This is a genomic window from Lacinutrix undariae (genome assembly GCF_052934785.1).
Genome location: NZ_CM128809.1, coordinates 2868736 through 2883655, shown reverse-complemented (window position 1 = coordinate 2883655; position 14920 = coordinate 2868736). Strand labels below are relative to the sequence as shown.

Genomic DNA, 14920 nt, shown 5'->3' with positions numbered 1-14920 from the left:
TTAATCCTCTTGTTTAGGTAATTTTGCTAACTCTACTTTTGCCGATTGTACATTTTCATTTTTGTTATCTTGAATGATATTTCCATCTTTTAAAACAATGGTTCTACTACTAAATGTTGCAATATCTTCTTCGTGTGTTACAAAAGCGATAGTAATACCTTGTTCGTTTAGCTCTTGAAAAATGGACATAATTTCATAGGCAGTTCGTGTGTCCAAGTTTCCTGTTGCTTCATCGGCAAGTAACATAACAGGATTATTAACTAATGACCGTGCAATGGCAACACGTTGTTGCTGCCCTCCTGAGAGCTGTGCTGGTGTATGATCTAACCGTTCGCCCAAGCCTACTTTTTGCAACGCTTCAATAGCACGTTTTCTGCGTTCTTCTGTGGAAACTTTACTGTTATATAAAAGCGGTAATTCTACATTTTCAATAGCAGATGTTCTTGCTAATAAATTATAGGATTGAAAAATAAATCCGATTTTTTCATTACGTATGGTTGCTAATTCATTTTTAGTAAGGTCTTTAACCTTAACACCATCAATTTCAAAGTTGCCAGATGTAGGTTGATCTAAACAACCCAAAATATTCAACATCGTACTTTTTCCAGAACCAGATGAACCCATAATGGTTACAAACTCGCCTTCTTTTATATCAAACGAAATACCTTTTAACGCGCGTACCGTTTCAGATCCCATGGTAAATTCGCGTTTTAAATCTTCTATTTTTATAATTGCTTTGCTCATAGTATTATCTTTTTCCTCCACCTCTTGATGTTGATGGCATAAATGGATTTTCGCTTTTACCTGTTGTTTTTGTTCCAGAAGCACTTACGCCTTCTAAGCTATATACTAATTTGTCACCTTCAGAAATTCCTTCTAAAATTTGAACGTTAACGCCATCACTTGCTCCTAAAGTGACTTCTTGAGATTTTATATCTCCATTGCTACTGTAAACCCACACAACGGTAGCTTTGTCTTCATATTTTGGTCTTTCTGTTGATCTTTCTGTTGATCTTTCATTTGTTTGTTGTGCCGTAAGATTATGTTGTTCATTATAAGCGGTTAATTCTTGGCGTGTTGGCTTAAAATTAATGGCTTTGGCTTCTGTTGTTAACACATCTTTTAATTCTAAGGTGTAAATAGAAATGATAGCTGTTAAACCTGGTTTTAATTTTAAATCTGGGTTATCTGCTTTAATCACTACCGTATAGGTTACCACATTTGAGGTTACCGTTGGGTTTAATCGTACTTGGGTAACAACGCCTTCAAATTCTTCTCCTAAATAAGCATCAACATTAAAACTAACACGTTGCCCTTCTTTTACCTCTCCTATGTCTGCTTCATCAACATCAGCTTCTACCTGCATTTCTTTTAAATCTTGAGCAATTGTAAACAAGGTTGGTGTACTTAAACTAGCAGCAACTGTTTGTCCTTCATCAATAGCTCTAGATAAAACAACTCCATTTATTGGCGAATAAATATTAGCATATCCTAAATTTGTTATGGCAGATTGTAAATCTGAATAACGTTGAGTTACGGTTCCTTTTGCAGTTTCATAATTAAAAGTAGCTTCATCAAAATCAGATTGACTGATTACTTGGTTGTCAAACAACGATTTTTGTCTGTCGTAAATCGTTTTCAAATAGTTTCTTTGACTTACTGCATTATCATAAACTGCTTGAGCTTGTATTTTAGAAGCATTTAAGTTTGTTTTATCTAATTCTGCAATTAATTGTCCTTCTGTAACTACACTGTTATAATCTACATAGATTTTTTCTACAACACCAGAAACTTGCGTTCCTACTTCTACTTGTGTAATGGGTTCAATCGTTCCGGTTGCCGTTACCGATGTGGTAACATCTCCTTTTTTAGCAACTACCGTTTTTGCTTCTATTATAATGGCATCGTCGCCTTTCATAAAAGAGTATCCTACAATTGCAAGTACAACGACTACAATGCTTATAATGATGATGTTTTTATTTTTTTTCATGGTGATTTATATTAAAGTTTGATATCGTTTCCTTGGTAAAATTGTAATAATTGGTGGTATAAAATATTTAAGTATTTGGCTTGTAAATAATTTTGTTGGGTGTTGGTATACGTGTTTTGACTAATAATTAAATCGGTAGTACTTAAAGCGCCTAATTCATATTTTTTTTGAGCCAATTTATACGATTGTTCTGCAGCTGTTTTTGAAGCTTCAGCAGCAACAAGTTGTTCTTGTGCTGATATTGCATTTTGGTATGCCGTTTCTATTTTTTTAAATAGTTCTTTTTGTGTACTCTGTTTTGAAATTTCGGCACGTTCAATATTTATAGATGCTGTCTCTACAGCTGATTTTGTTTGGTTTCTATTGAAAATTGGAATGCTTAATGACAACCCTAATTTCTGATTAAAATTCACGTCAAACTGATCTGAAAACGTATTGTCATTAATACTCGTATAACCAGAGCCTAAACTTCCTGTTAATGATAGTGTTGGTAAATAACCACCTTTAGCGATGTCCAATTCTTTTTCACTAACTGCAACATTAATTTCACTAGATTGAATTTCAGGCATCGTACTAACGGCTTTATTGTAAATAGATACCTTATCTAATTCAAGATTTAATAAATTGATATTAGTATCAAGCGTTTCAATTTCAATAGTATCTAGCGGACCTAATTCTAATAATTGTTTTAAAGCTAAAATATATTGTTGATAGTCGTTTTTAGCGGCAATAACATTGTATTTGTTTGTTGCGACTTGCGATTGTGCATCTGTGTAATCATTTAAAGCGATAGATCCGGCGTCTAATCTAGATTTTGCACGTGCCACTTCTTTTTCTGAAGCGATTAAATTGTTTTCAGAAATAGTAATTCCCTCCTTACTATATAAAGTTTGTAAATAGGTTTCAAGAATGCTTAAAACAATGTTATTCTTAGTTTCTTCAACTAAAAACTGACTTTGACTTACTAATAATTTATTTTGTGAAATTTGATTATTAAGCTGATTTCCTTGAAATAAAGTCATATTACTATTTATCCCCACATTTGTACTGTGTATTTGATCGGTAACATAGTTACTTGTAATAGGGTCAATGGTATTACCACTAGAGAAACTTTGTGAAGCATTACCAAATAAGTTTGGTAATCTAGCAGATTTAGCTTTGTTATAATCTACTTCAGTAACAGCTTGGTTAAGCGTAGCATCTTTAATGGTGATGTTATTTTCAATAGCATATACGATGCAATCTTCTAACGACCATATCTTTGTGCTAGATGTCTCCTGATCCTCTTGGGCTATTGTAACCTGTGCAAATAATAAACTTGCGATGATGAGATATAATTTCATTTGAGAAGTGTTTTTTAATTTATACTCAAATATCAAATTATTATCTACTATATAAAACAGGAATAGAAGATGTGTAATATTGACTATACAGAAACCAATGTTTTACCGATGAAATTTTTAAACATTTCTTAAAAACAAACTTTTTATACTATTGAAAGTTTATGTAGCTATAATTTGTTTTGATAAATTAAGTATTACATTATCTTCGCGAAATGTGGATGTATTTAGGGCTTTTAGCCGCGTTATTTTTAGGCTTACATAACTTATGTAAAAAACATGCAGTACAAGGAAATGAAGTGTTTCCGGTGCTTTTAGGAACAGTGTCTTGTGGGTTTTTATTTGTCGCCACATTTTATGTATTAGCAAGTTTTTTTCCGGAGTATGCTCAAAGTAATGGTTACGAATTTCAAGTACTTTCTTGGAAAACTCATGGGTTTATTTTTATAAAATCTATGATTATGGCAAGTTCTTGGGTGTTAGCATACCAAGCATTAAAGCATTTACCTATAACCATTGTTACACCTATCAGATCTGCAGGTCCATTTTTCACCTTTATTGGTGCAATTCTTATTTATGATGAACGGCCAAACGGTTTGCAGTGGTTAGGTTTTTTTCTGATTATTTTTTCGGTAATATTATATTCTAAAATTGGAAAAAAAGAAGGGATTAACTTTAAGCGTAATAAATGGATTTTTGCCATTATAGGAGCCACTTTTTTGGGTGCTTCTAGTGGATTGTATGATAAATTTTTAATTCAGAATTTAAGTTTAAACCCACAAACACTTCAGTTTTGGTTTTGCTTGTATACCATCTTAATTTTATTAGTGATTTTATCAATTACATGGTTTCCTTATGCTGAAAAACGCAAAGCATTTAAATTTAGATGGTCTATTCCTGCAGTTGGAATTTTATTACAAGCTGCAGATTATTTCTACTTTAAAGCTTTACAAGATCCAGACGCATTAATTATGTTGCTTTCTGCAATAAAACGTAGTCAGATTATTATTGCAGTTGTGATTGGTGGTCTTGTGTTTAGAGAGAAAAATAAACGTAAAAAATTAGTCCCTTTAATTGGAATATTAATTGGCGTGGGACTTATCTTGTACTCTTAAAAGCAAAAAGGCTACCATTTACGGTAACCTTTTTTTATGCAATTTATAAATTTTATTTTATTGCTTTTGGATAATCAGTGTAGCCTTTTTCTCCGGAAGTATAAAACGTATCTTGATCCCAATCTGCTAATTCCAAATTATTTTCAAAGCATTCTACTAAATCGGGATTAGAAATAAAAGGTTTTCCATAAGCTACTAAATCGGCATCTCCATTCTTAATAACTTGGTTTCCTTTTTCTTGATCAAAAGCAGTATTAATCATTAATGTTCCGTTATATAATGGTCTAAAATGTTTGGCGATTTCTGTAACGGCAAAAGGCACTTCAGAGACATCTGTAAACGGTTCAGATAAATGTACATACGCTAAATTATAATCGTTTAATTGCTTTACGAGATATTCAAAAGTAGGAATAGTGTCTTCATCTAAAGTAATTCCGAATAAACCATTTAATGACGGATTAAAACGCACACCTATTTTTTCCTGTGGAATAACGGCCTTCATAGCATCTAAAACCTCAAAAAAGAAACGTGTTTTATTTTCAATCGTTCCGCCATATTTATCGGTTCTATTATTTGAACAATTGGTGAAAAACTGATGAAACAAATAGCCGTTTGATGAATGAATTTCAACGCCATCAAATCCTGCTTTTATAGCATTTTCTGCTGCATGTTGAAAATCTTTAACTGTTGTTTTAATATCTTCAAGCGTCATTGCTTTTGGAGTTACAGTGTCTTTAAAGCCATCTGGAGTAAACGATTTAGCATTCGGATTAATTGCAGATGCAGACAAAGGTAAATTCCCATTGTGAAAATTAGGGTGCGAAATTCTGCCAACATGCCATAATTGAAGAAAGATCTTTCCACCTTTATCATGAACACGTTTTGTAACGGTTTTCCAACCTTCAACTTGCGCATCACTATAAATGCCAGGGGTGTTGATATATCCAACGGCTTGTGGTGATACTTGTGAACCTTCTGCAATAATTAATCCTGCCGAAGCTCGTTGTTCGTAATATAAACCTTGAATGTTAGATGTTGCCACTTTTTCTTCGTTATTAGCACGACTACGTGTCATAGGTGCCATTACAACTCTGTTTTTAAGTGAAATATTTTTATGATATGGGGTTAATAATGGTTGTGTATTCATGGGAATTTAAGTAAAACATTTATTTAACAAAATTACAGCCTATCAGTAGGAAATGATCTTATTTTTTACAAATTAATATAGTTTTAACTTTTACTTAGTCTAAAAATAGAATTATTGAGAGCAACTAAATTTTACGTTTGTGTTTTCTTTGTCCGTTTTTAGCGTAATTGTCACAGAGTAGCTTAATGTTTTTACTGTTTATTAGCTTTAAATTGGTTGATTATGTGTTTTTTCAAATGTTTTTATCATTTCTATGGTAGATAAGTGAAGTCTTCCAGAAGCAGTTTGAAAATCTGAATTCACATCATTTGCTCCTTCTTTAATACCTTCGTAAATCCCTGCAATAATAGTTCCCATGAAGTCTCCTAAAACCTCTGTTCTTTCTTTTCTATACGTAGAAACCGAAACGTTATTAAACACAAGGCTGGTATTGTATACTTGATTTATAAAATCTGCTAATTGACTCTGTGTAATACCATTACCAACAAGGTTGTAAATTTGTTTGTGATGTTTATCTTCAGTTAACATTTTAGCGTAAGCGAAACCTAATTCATCACGATTTGTATAGGTGCATTTGCCATCTGCAGCACAATTGTTTATTTCACCTTCTTTAATGTAAGTGTCTAGGTATTCTAAATCTGGTTCTATGTAGATTCCGTTTCGTCCAATCACCCAATTTAATCCAGAGTTTTGAATATCTTTTTCTGTTTGTCTATTAGTTTTCACTATGGGACTAAAAGCATTTCCTTCTTCTGCTCCAACAATACTTGTGTATACTATTTTATTTACACCATTTTGCTTTGCAGCTTCAATGACATTTCTGTGCTGAATAATTCGTTTATCTGGCGCATCCATTCCTGAAACTAATAAAACGGTATCTATATCTTTTAAAGCTATATCAAACTGTTCTTTACTATTATAATCTCCTTTTCTAATTTCAACACCTAAATGCGCTGCTTTTTCTGTTGTACGCGCAATACCAATTACATTATCCTTACCAATTAATTGTACCAGATGTTTAACTATGGAAGCTCCTAATTTTCCGCTTGCTGATGTTACTGCTATTTTCATGATTTCTGTTTTTAGAATTTGCAAACACAAAGTTGTTTGATTTTCTAAGAAAACTTAAGATAAATCTTATCCTAAAAAAGGTAAATTTAAGCTTTAGATAAGTGCTTTTTTAATAGCTTCTTCAATTTGTAGATTTGCCATATCTAGTACATTTTTATTGCCTTTAAGTTTTAAAATAGATAATTCTGTACAAGATAAAACTACTGGGTTTTTAGCTGAATAAATACTTGTTAAATTATGATATTTCTCAATGCACTCAACCGATTCTGTTTCGTTGTATACTTGCTTTCTAAAATCATCTATAAAGAGCATATCTTCTTCTTTTGGAAGTATTACGCTAATACCATTATCTAAAAATTGATCTCTAATATAAGAAGAATGCATACTGAATAACGAACCAAACAAAACTACTTTATCCCAATTGTTTTCTTTAATTCTTTTAATACTTAAGGTGATAGGATGCAAGACGCTTGTAGTAATATCCAATCGATCTATGGTTTCATGAAGGGTGATATTTGGTATTAATAGATATGGTGCGTTAAAAATTTCTATTTCCTTTATATATCCATTCACAACGGTATCTAACTGCTTAGAAGTGTTTGGTAGCAAAGTGTTAATGCTATTAAAATTGGTGTTTAATAATAGAAACGGACAAGTACTATAATCGCCTTTTTTGTTGTTATATAAACGATTTAATTCACTTAAATAAAATAATGTGGAGCGACTTCCAAGTCCTAACACAGCTAGTTTTGTATTTAACATTTTAATGTCTTGTTAAGATGTAGTCTGCAAAATAAGCTTTACTATCTAGTATTTTAGTATCTAATGTAAAGTCTGTATTGGTAATAAGTTTTTCAATTAAAGGATCGTTGTATTTTCTTGAAATTTCAGTGTGTATTTTTTCTTCAGCTTCAAAATTATAAGACGTTCCAATAGTATTTATAGTAACTGTTTGTTTTTTTGTACTGACTATAAAACTTTTAGCAATACCTTCGTCTTCATTGTATTCTGGTTGGTGTTTAAATTGATTTAGATTAAAGTTACCTCCTAATTCATTGTTGATACGTTCTAATAGATTTAGATTGAATTTGGCAGTAATTCCTTGCTTATCATTATAAGCAGGAAGCACAATTTTTTTAGATTTTATTAAATCTACACCTAATAATAATTTGTCACCAGGTTTTAGATTAGCCGCCAAATTACAGATAAATTGTGAGGCTTTTTCATCGTTCATGTTTCCAATGTTAGATCCTAAAAACAAAATAACCTTAGGCTTATTACTTGCTTTTAATGACGCTAATACTTCAAAATAATCACCTTGTTGTATTTTTACAGAGACCTTTGGTAATGCTTTAGATAAATCTTCTTTTAATAAACTCAATGCATTTTCAGAAATATCAATTGGAAAATAATCAAAACTAAACTGTTGTACATCTAATGCGTTTAGAAGTTTTTTAGTTTTTAAACCATCCCCTGCTCCTAACTCAATAAGTTCAAAATAAGATTCAGGTTTTAACTTAAGTGCATCAATTAACTCTTGGGTTTTATTCTGAAATATATCTAACTCACTGCGTGTTAAATAATATTCAGGAAGATTCATTATTTCTACAAAAAGGGCGTCACCAATTTTGTTATAAAAATATTTTGAGGGAAGTGTTTTAGGGCTATTATCTAAGCCTTGTTTTACTTCTTTTTTAAATGTATCAATCATCTATTTTACTAATCTAATTCCGGTGAATTGCCACCTTTCTGTTGGGTTAAAAAAATTGCGGTATGTTGTTCTGCTGTGATTTTTGGACGTTGCCACAGAAGCGCCTCGCAATACCATTTTGTTACTCATAAATTTCCCGTTGTACTCACCTACAGCTCCATTTTCTTTTTCAAAATTAGGATATGGTAAATACGCACTGTTTGTCCATTCCCAACGTTTTCCCCAATCAAATTTTTGAGAAGCTATTTCCCATTCAAATTCTGTAGGTAAACGCATACCTTTCCATTCGGCATACGCATTAGCTTCGTAAAAGTTAATATGACTTAAAATAGCATTTTCATCTATTTTTTGCAATCCTGCTAAGGTGTGATTATGCCATTTACCTTCTATTTCATGCCAATACATTGGTGCATTTATCTGGTTTTTACTTACCCAAGACCAACCATCGTCTAACCAAAGATTAAAATTGGAATAGGCTCCAGATTGCATAAATTCTAAATAGTCCCCATTGGTCACTAAATGATTATTTATTTCGAAATCATCCACATATACTTGATGCACTCCTAATTCATTATCATAACAAAAATCATCTCCTTGATGACCTATTTTATATAAACCAGCTTTAATTTTAACACTTTCCGTAGTCTGATTGTTATCTTTTATAAGATTAGCATCTTCATGATACACCGGAAAAATAGGATTATGACCAAGCATATATTTTACATCTGTAATTAATAATTCTTGATGTTGTTGCTCATGGTTTAGGCCTAATATTACTAAATCTAATATTTTTTTATCGGAAACATTCTTTAAGAAATCTTGCATTTTAGTATCTACATACGCTCTATATGCAAAGATTTCATCTGTACTGGGACGGGACATATTGCCTCTATTGGTTTGCAATATTCTACTTCCTACATTATTGTAATAACTATTAAATAGAAAGTTGAAATTAGTATCAAACGCCACATAATCTTTTACGTATTGTTTCAAAATAAAGGTTTCAAAAAACCAAGTAGTATGTGCCAAATGCCATTTTGCTGGACTAGCAAAGGATGCCACTTGAATGGAATAATCTTCGATTTTTAAATGACTACAAAAATCAATAGTTACCTGTCTTGTTTGTTGATATATTTTATTAATATTCATATTTTGATTAATCTTTGCGCCTATTTTACGCTAACCGTATATTATAATTTGTCTCATTTTGGCATAAAAATTACAAAATAAAATGGAGTAAATTACTTTTCCCCTTGTCTTTATGTATAATCTCTTTCCGTTTTTATCTGTATTCAGGATTTTCAAAATCCCAACGCTTACCAGAATCCCATTCCTCTCGAGAATTTCCATAATTAGAATATCCATTATTCGCTTTTAACATTGATGCTAAATGAAGCAAGTTATAAGTCATAAATGTTGTATTTCTATTTGTGAAATCGCTATTAAAACCAATAGGATTGTCTAACTTCTTGTCTTGCCATTTTTTATCTCCATAGCTAGGTCCTGGTCCAACTTCTCCAATCCACCCAGAATCTGCTTGAGGCGGAATAGAATATCCTACATGTTGTAGTGAATACAAAATTCCCATAGCACAATGTTTTACACCATCCTCATTCCCTGTAACAACGCAACCTCCAACCTTACCGTAAAAAATATATTGTCCTTTTTTATTTGTTTTACCACTCATGGAATACAATCTCTCGATTAGTTTTTGAGCTTCAGAAGATTTTTCTCCTAGCCAAATTGGAGTTCCAATAATAAGTATATCGGCTTCCATGATTCTTTTAAATAAAGATGGCCATTCGTCTGTTTCCCATCCATACTCTGTCATATCAGGATAAACACCACTCGCAACCTTATGATCTATAAAACGAATTTCGTCAACCTTAACTTTTTCCTTCAACATGATTTCTTTAGAAACATTCATCAAGGTTTTCGTATGGCTAGTTTCAGGAGATTTTTTTAAGGTACAATTAATGTATACTACGCTTAAATTACTAAAGTTTGCTTTTTTCATATTTTATGCTTTGTAAGCATCTAAGTTATTTTAAAAAAATAATACATAATAACTCAAAAGAATAAAATATTGCCTTAAAAGGGATAGTACTTAATACATGGTGTTATTATTTTTTGAAGTTTTTGGTATTTGCTGAATGCTATCCCAATGCTCTACAATTTTCCCATTATTATCAAATCTAAAAAAATCCATAGTGACGTATTGGTCATTATCTGGCCAAGTTTGATGTGTGTGTAAGGATACTAGATCTCCTTCCGCAATGCTTCTTATAAAATCTATAGATTTTTCTGGAAATTCTTTATGCATACGATCAAAATAATCTATAAATGCCTGTTTTCCATCTGCAACCACAGGGTTGTGTTGTTTATAATGGTTGCCAACATAAAGCGATACAGCCTTTGTGGGGTTGCCTTCATATGCCATTTTATAAAAAGCTATGGCATTTTTTTTATTTTCCGCTATGTCCATTCGTTTAGCTATTAGCTTTTAAAGTTTCCAATTCTTTTTCTAAAGCTTCGGCTTTTTCCTTAAACTTTTGCATTGCTTTTTTAAGTTGGCTAACTTTTTTAAACACTTCGTCATCTTGAACAGCATCAAAAGTTTCAACAGTATCTCTTACTTTATACTTCGCTTTTGCTCCACATGTTGGGCATGGTTTTATATCTGACATGGTTTTGTTTTTATTAATTATTTTCTAAAATAACAGTTTATTTTTTATTCATAAAATGAAAAGGCTACCAATGGTAACCTCTTCTGCTATTAACCAACATAATAGTAATACTACATTAATTTTAAAATTAACGCATACATTGCATTAGTTATAGTTACAAAGTTATGCATGATCAGTTGTAAGCTAAAGATTAATATGAGAATAATAATGGTATATATCGAACCTTAAAAACTTAATCATATTGTTTTTTGAATTGATTTGGGGTAAATCCGGTATGTTTCTTAAAGTATTTTACAAAATTAGTAGGCTCTTCAAATCCTAAAGAATAAGCTAATTCTGTACTTTTTATTTCTGAATTTATAAGAAAACGTTTAGCTTCCAAAACCACAAAAGCATCAATAAATTGCTTTGCTGTAGCGTCAACCATATCTTTACAAATATTATTTAAGTGTTTGTAAGTGATGTTTAGCTTTTTGGCATAAAAATCTGCATTTCTGCTAGTATTAAAATGCATTTCTAAAAGCGATTTAAAACTTAAAAAACTATTTAATTTATCCGATCGTTTTAAATGAATTGTTTGATATTGCTTTAAGCGTTCTAGTTTTGAAAATATAATGGTATGCAGTGCGTTATACGTATTGTCTTGATTGTAGCTTTCTTGAGAGTTAGAATATTCTTCATCAAACAATCTCATATATTTCTCAACATTAGAATCTATTGGGACATGAATAATTGGCGAAAATAATTGCGCGTTAAAGAGTCTGTCTATTTCGTTTTTTGGTAAGGTATTAATCTGTTTTTTTAGATACGCTTCCGTAAATAATAAGATGTAACCTTTTAATTCTGGCGTAAACTGAAAGGCGTTAATCTGACCTTTAGAAACATGTATGATCGTGTTTTTCTTTACAGGATGCCAAACAAAATCGACTAAATGTTTGCTTTCACCAGCGGTGTACATCACAATCATATTAAAATAAACGTGATGTGCTTTTTCAGGATGATGATCATCTGAATTGTCCTTACGCGCATATAAATCTTCGATTTTTATAATTTCTATACCATTATTATCTGGTTTTTTAGAATCGAATTCTATATACGGAATTTCGTTAGGCATTATTAATAAAGGATATGTTTATGAATTAAATAAATTAAATGAAATTTTAATACCTTGTATAATCATACCAGTACCTATAATTGCAATTATTAAACCCATAATTTTTCCAATTACAGAAATCACGTTATTCCCTACTAGCTTAACAACAGCGTCACTTAATTTAAAAGTAAAAAAAGTTAGCAAACTCATAAAGCCAAATATAGCAATTACTAAAAATATTTGAATGGATTGCGCATTGGATACAAAATTCATGGCGGTTACAATAGTTCCTGGACCTGCTAAAATAGGAATAGCTAATGGTGACACAGCAATATCTTCGTCTTCATCTATATTTTTTATACTTTTCACATTTGATTTTTTAGATTGAAGCATCTCAAAACCTATAAAAAAGATTAATATTCCACCCGTAATTTTAAATGCTGGAATACTAATATTAAACAATTCGAATATATATTTACCTAAAAGCACAAATATCGTTACAATAATAAAAGCAATGATATTTGCTCTCTTATTGACGCTTCGTTTTTCTTTTTTATCCATTCCTTGTGTTAAAGACAAGAAAAATGTCATGTTTGAAATAGGATTAGTCATTGCGAAAAATCCTGTAAAAACAGTGATAGAAAAAGTTATTAGGTTATCCATGTATTGTAAAATTTAATCTTGCAAGAAATTGAATCTCTACTGTATTACCAAAGTTATTATGAGTTATTTTTAAAAATAATTATTTATCTTATAAAATCACTACTTTTATGTGCGCTCTTTTGAAAAAAAGTTAATGAAATAGATTTATTTTCAGGATAATACACACTGTTTTAAAACAAAGAAGCCACATTATATTGTGACTTCTTTATACTAAAATTATCTAAATAAAACTCCTTCTACAAGAGGTTTAAGCCTGAAAATATAGAAAGGTTTTGTGGATTGATCTTTGTCATTATTAAAAGAGCTCCTCTGTTTACCTGCGCTGCAGAGATATACATAAACCCATCAACGTGGTTGCAACTCACACCATCTGGCCAAACCATATTTTTAACTTGTACCATTGTTTTTACACTATGATCTTTGGCTAAAATCACAAAGTGACGTGCTAATGCTATTTTTCTGTCTTCTTTAAATAGTCTGGCAACTCTTTAGATAACCAATCTTCACGCACAGGAACGTGCACATCTAAATCTATCGTTTCTTCTAAAGCCCAAAACTCGTGTGGTACATTTTCAGGAAAAACAATCACTTCTCCTGCTCCAACTTCTACAAATGTTTCTTTACCATCAATAATAGTCTTGATTTTTACTTTACCAGACATGATGTAAGTAATCTGTTCATTTGGATGTTTATGCCAAGGAATATGCGCATCTTTCTCTAAATTAAAAATAGTCATTTGCCCTTTTTCACCGTGAAACCACTTTCTTTTAATTCCTTTTCCAATAGTTTCCGATGCCATATCATCAAAATTGAAATGTTGCACTTTTGATGTTGCTAAAGAATCTATAGTGTTTACTTGTGCATTTGCCGTATTGCTTGCAAATAATGCGGTTACAGCCACTGCTACTATAATTGATTTGAAATTCATTTTTCTATTTATATATTTTTTAAGTTCAAGTGAAATTCATTTTCAGAATTTTGTACCGAGAACCATTCTAAGTGTTGTGCTTCTCGATACATTTTTATTTTCATTCTATTCCAATAAAAACACTCGAAGTGACAATTTGCACTTAATTATCTAACCCATTGGGTTTAAAATCCTTCTAAAACAATTTTACCTTTTGCTTTACCAGTTTCTAAAAAAGCGTGTGCTTTTCTAAGGTTTTCGGCATTTATAGTTCCGAAGTTTTCGCCTAAAGTGGTTCTAATTGTTCCGTTGTCTATTAATTCAGAAACTTTGTTTAAAATGTTGTGTTGCTCAATCATATCTTCTGTTTGAAACATAGCACGCGTAAACATTAACTCAATGTGTGTAGACACTGCTTTCCCTTTAAAAGGCATCACATTCATCACTTTTGGATCATCAATAAATCCGAATTTCCCTTGTGGTTTAATCAGCTTTACAATTTCATCTACATGTTGTTCCGTAGCATTTAAACTCACAACATATTCTGGAGCAGGAAGGTTATATTTTTCAAACTCTTCACTCAATTTATTTCTGTGGTTGATAACCGTATCTGCACCTAATTCTTTTAACCAATCGGTAGTTTCTTCGCGAGAAGCAGTAGCAATAATGTTCAGTTTTGTTAGCTTTTTGGCTAATTGTACCATTATAGAACCAACGCCACCAGCTGCTCCTATTATTAAAATAGATTTATTGGCATCGTCTTTAGAAACCTCTAATCTATCAAATAACATTTCGTAAGCAGTAAGAGATGTTAATGGCAACGCGGCAGCTTCTGCATACGATAAACTTGTTGGTTTTTTCCCAACAATACGTTCATCTACCACCTGATATTGCGCATAACTACCCTGACGTGTAAAATCGCCAGCATACCAAACTTCATCACCTTCCTTAAAAAGGGTAACGTCGTCACCAATTGCAGTTACAATTCCGGTAGCATCCCAACCTATAATTTTCCAATCGTCACCTTGTACAGGTATATTGGCACGTACTTTGTAATCTGCTGGATTTACCGATATGGCTTTAATTTCAACCAAAATATCTCTTCCTGTTGCTTTTGGAGTCGCTATTTCTATGTCTTGTAGTGAATTTACATTGTCTATTGGTAAATTCTCTTTGTATCCTATTACTTTCATCTA

At 31.6% G+C, this 14920-nt stretch carries 16 protein-coding genes; 1 reads left to right on the top strand and 15 read right to left on the bottom strand.

Annotation, left to right across the window (positions count from 1 at the left end; all coding sequences use genetic code 11):
* The 3 genes from ACU4C5_RS12925 to ACU4C5_RS12915 are packed head-to-tail and all read right to left on the bottom strand — an operon-like array spanning position 1 to position 3333.
* Positions 1 to 744 (bottom strand): ABC transporter ATP-binding protein, encoded by a 744-nt coding sequence (locus tag ACU4C5_RS12925; protein WP_446844626.1) that lies wholly within the window; start codon positions 742 to 744, stop codon positions 1 to 3.
* Positions 745 to 748: 4 nt separating this feature from the next.
* A complete protein-coding gene (locus ACU4C5_RS12920) occupies positions 749 to 1990 on the bottom strand; it encodes an efflux RND transporter periplasmic adaptor subunit (RefSeq protein ID WP_446844625.1) in 1242 nt (413 codons plus the stop codon).
* An 11-nt stretch (positions 1991 to 2001) separates the two neighbouring features.
* The gene (locus ACU4C5_RS12915; protein ID WP_446844624.1) at positions 2002 to 3333 is read right to left on the bottom strand and encodes a TolC family protein; all 1332 of its coding nucleotides are present in this window, start codon (positions 3331 to 3333) and stop codon (positions 2002 to 2004) included.
* A gap of 212 nt (positions 3334 to 3545) precedes the next feature.
* Between ACU4C5_RS12915 and ACU4C5_RS12910 the strand changes: the two genes are divergently transcribed.
* Positions 3546 to 4445, top strand: a complete 900-nt coding sequence (locus ACU4C5_RS12910; RefSeq protein WP_446844623.1) for an EamA family transporter — start codon at positions 3546 to 3548, stop codon at positions 4443 to 4445.
* A 52-nt stretch (positions 4446 to 4497) separates the two neighbouring features.
* Here the strand turns inward: ACU4C5_RS12910 and ACU4C5_RS12905 are convergent, their stop codons facing one another.
* The 12 genes from ACU4C5_RS12905 to ACU4C5_RS12850 form a co-directional block, all read right to left on the bottom strand.
* Positions 4498 to 5592 (bottom strand): alkene reductase, encoded by a 1095-nt coding sequence (locus ACU4C5_RS12905; RefSeq protein WP_446844622.1) that lies wholly within the window; start codon positions 5590 to 5592, stop codon positions 4498 to 4500.
* A 207-nt stretch (positions 5593 to 5799) separates the two neighbouring features.
* On the bottom strand, positions 5800 to 6663 hold the full coding sequence (locus tag ACU4C5_RS12900; RefSeq protein ID WP_446844621.1) for an SDR family oxidoreductase: 864 nt from the start codon (positions 6661 to 6663) through the stop codon (positions 5800 to 5802).
* A gap of 93 nt (positions 6664 to 6756) precedes the next feature.
* Positions 6757 to 7425, bottom strand: coding sequence for an aspartate/glutamate racemase family protein (locus ACU4C5_RS12895; protein ID WP_446844620.1), 669 nt, complete (start codon positions 7423 to 7425; stop codon positions 6757 to 6759).
* Between the two features lies 1 nt (position 7426).
* Positions 7427 to 8374, bottom strand: coding sequence for an L-histidine N(alpha)-methyltransferase (locus ACU4C5_RS12890; protein WP_446844619.1), 948 nt, complete (start codon positions 8372 to 8374; stop codon positions 7427 to 7429).
* Positions 8375 to 9523, bottom strand: coding sequence for an ergothioneine biosynthesis protein EgtB (gene egtB / locus ACU4C5_RS12885; RefSeq protein WP_446844618.1), 1149 nt, complete (start codon positions 9521 to 9523; stop codon positions 8375 to 8377).
* Positions 9524 to 9656: 133 nt separating this feature from the next.
* Positions 9657 to 10391, bottom strand: coding sequence for a flavodoxin family protein (locus ACU4C5_RS12880; protein ID WP_446844617.1), 735 nt, complete (start codon positions 10389 to 10391; stop codon positions 9657 to 9659).
* A 90-nt stretch (positions 10392 to 10481) separates the two neighbouring features.
* On the bottom strand, positions 10482 to 10859 hold the full coding sequence (locus ACU4C5_RS12875; RefSeq protein WP_446844616.1) for a nuclear transport factor 2 family protein: 378 nt from the start codon (positions 10857 to 10859) through the stop codon (positions 10482 to 10484).
* 4 nt (positions 10860 to 10863) lie between these two features.
* Positions 10864 to 11061: a hypothetical protein gene (locus ACU4C5_RS12870; protein ID WP_446844615.1), complete on the bottom strand. Its 198-nt coding sequence runs from the start codon at positions 11059 to 11061 to the stop codon at positions 10864 to 10866.
* 232 nt (positions 11062 to 11293) lie between these two features.
* Entirely contained in the window at positions 11294 to 12175 is an 882-nt protein-coding gene (locus ACU4C5_RS12865) for a helix-turn-helix domain-containing protein (protein ID WP_446844614.1), read from the bottom strand.
* 18 nt (positions 12176 to 12193) lie between these two features.
* Positions 12194 to 12817, bottom strand: a complete 624-nt coding sequence (locus tag ACU4C5_RS12860) for a MarC family protein (protein WP_446844613.1) — start codon at positions 12815 to 12817, stop codon at positions 12194 to 12196.
* A 451-nt stretch (positions 12818 to 13268) separates the two neighbouring features.
* Positions 13269 to 13745, bottom strand: a complete 477-nt coding sequence (locus ACU4C5_RS12855) for a cupin domain-containing protein (RefSeq protein ID WP_446844612.1) — start codon at positions 13743 to 13745, stop codon at positions 13269 to 13271.
* A 164-nt stretch (positions 13746 to 13909) separates the two neighbouring features.
* On the bottom strand, positions 13910 to 14917 hold the full coding sequence (locus tag ACU4C5_RS12850) for a zinc-binding alcohol dehydrogenase family protein (RefSeq protein ID WP_446844611.1): 1008 nt from the start codon (positions 14915 to 14917) through the stop codon (positions 13910 to 13912).
* Positions 14918 to 14920: the final 3 nt, after the last annotated feature.

Coding starts and splice junctions, on each gene's coding strand:
- ACU4C5_RS12925 (WP_446844626.1), bottom strand. CDS start 744: ATGAGCAAAGCAATTATAAAAATAGAAGATTTAAAACGCGAATTTACC.
- ACU4C5_RS12920 (WP_446844625.1), bottom strand. CDS start 1,990: ATGAAAAAAAATAAAAACATCATCATTATAAGCATTGTAGTCGTTGTA.
- ACU4C5_RS12915 (WP_446844624.1), bottom strand. CDS start 3,333: ATGAAATTATATCTCATCATCGCAAGTTTATTATTTGCACAGGTTACA.
- ACU4C5_RS12910 (WP_446844623.1), top strand. CDS start 3,546: ATGTGGATGTATTTAGGGCTTTTAGCCGCGTTATTTTTAGGCTTACAT.
- ACU4C5_RS12905 (WP_446844622.1), bottom strand. CDS start 5,592: ATGAATACACAACCATTATTAACCCCATATCATAAAAATATTTCACTT.
- ACU4C5_RS12900 (WP_446844621.1), bottom strand. CDS start 6,663: ATGAAAATAGCAGTAACATCAGCAAGCGGAAAATTAGGAGCTTCCATA.
- ACU4C5_RS12895 (WP_446844620.1), bottom strand. CDS start 7,425: ATGTTAAATACAAAACTAGCTGTGTTAGGACTTGGAAGTCGCTCCACA.
- ACU4C5_RS12890 (WP_446844619.1), bottom strand. CDS start 8,374: ATGATTGATACATTTAAAAAAGAAGTAAAACAAGGCTTAGATAATAGC.
- egtB (WP_446844618.1), bottom strand. CDS start 9,523: ATGAATATTAATAAAATATATCAACAAACAAGACAGGTAACTATTGAT.
- ACU4C5_RS12880 (WP_446844617.1), bottom strand. CDS start 10,391: ATGAAAAAAGCAAACTTTAGTAATTTAAGCGTAGTATACATTAATTGT.
- ACU4C5_RS12875 (WP_446844616.1), bottom strand. CDS start 10,859: ATGGACATAGCGGAAAATAAAAAAAATGCCATAGCTTTTTATAAAATG.
- ACU4C5_RS12870 (WP_446844615.1), bottom strand. CDS start 11,061: ATGTCAGATATAAAACCATGCCCAACATGTGGAGCAAAAGCGAAGTAT.
- ACU4C5_RS12865 (WP_446844614.1), bottom strand. CDS start 12,175: ATGCCTAACGAAATTCCGTATATAGAATTCGATTCTAAAAAACCAGAT.
- ACU4C5_RS12860 (WP_446844613.1), bottom strand. CDS start 12,817: ATGGATAACCTAATAACTTTTTCTATCACTGTTTTTACAGGATTTTTC.
- ACU4C5_RS12855 (WP_446844612.1), bottom strand. CDS start 13,745: ATGAATTTCAAATCAATTATAGTAGCAGTGGCTGTAACCGCATTATTT.
- ACU4C5_RS12850 (WP_446844611.1), bottom strand. CDS start 14,917: ATGAAAGTAATAGGATACAAAGAGAATTTACCAATAGACAATGTAAAT.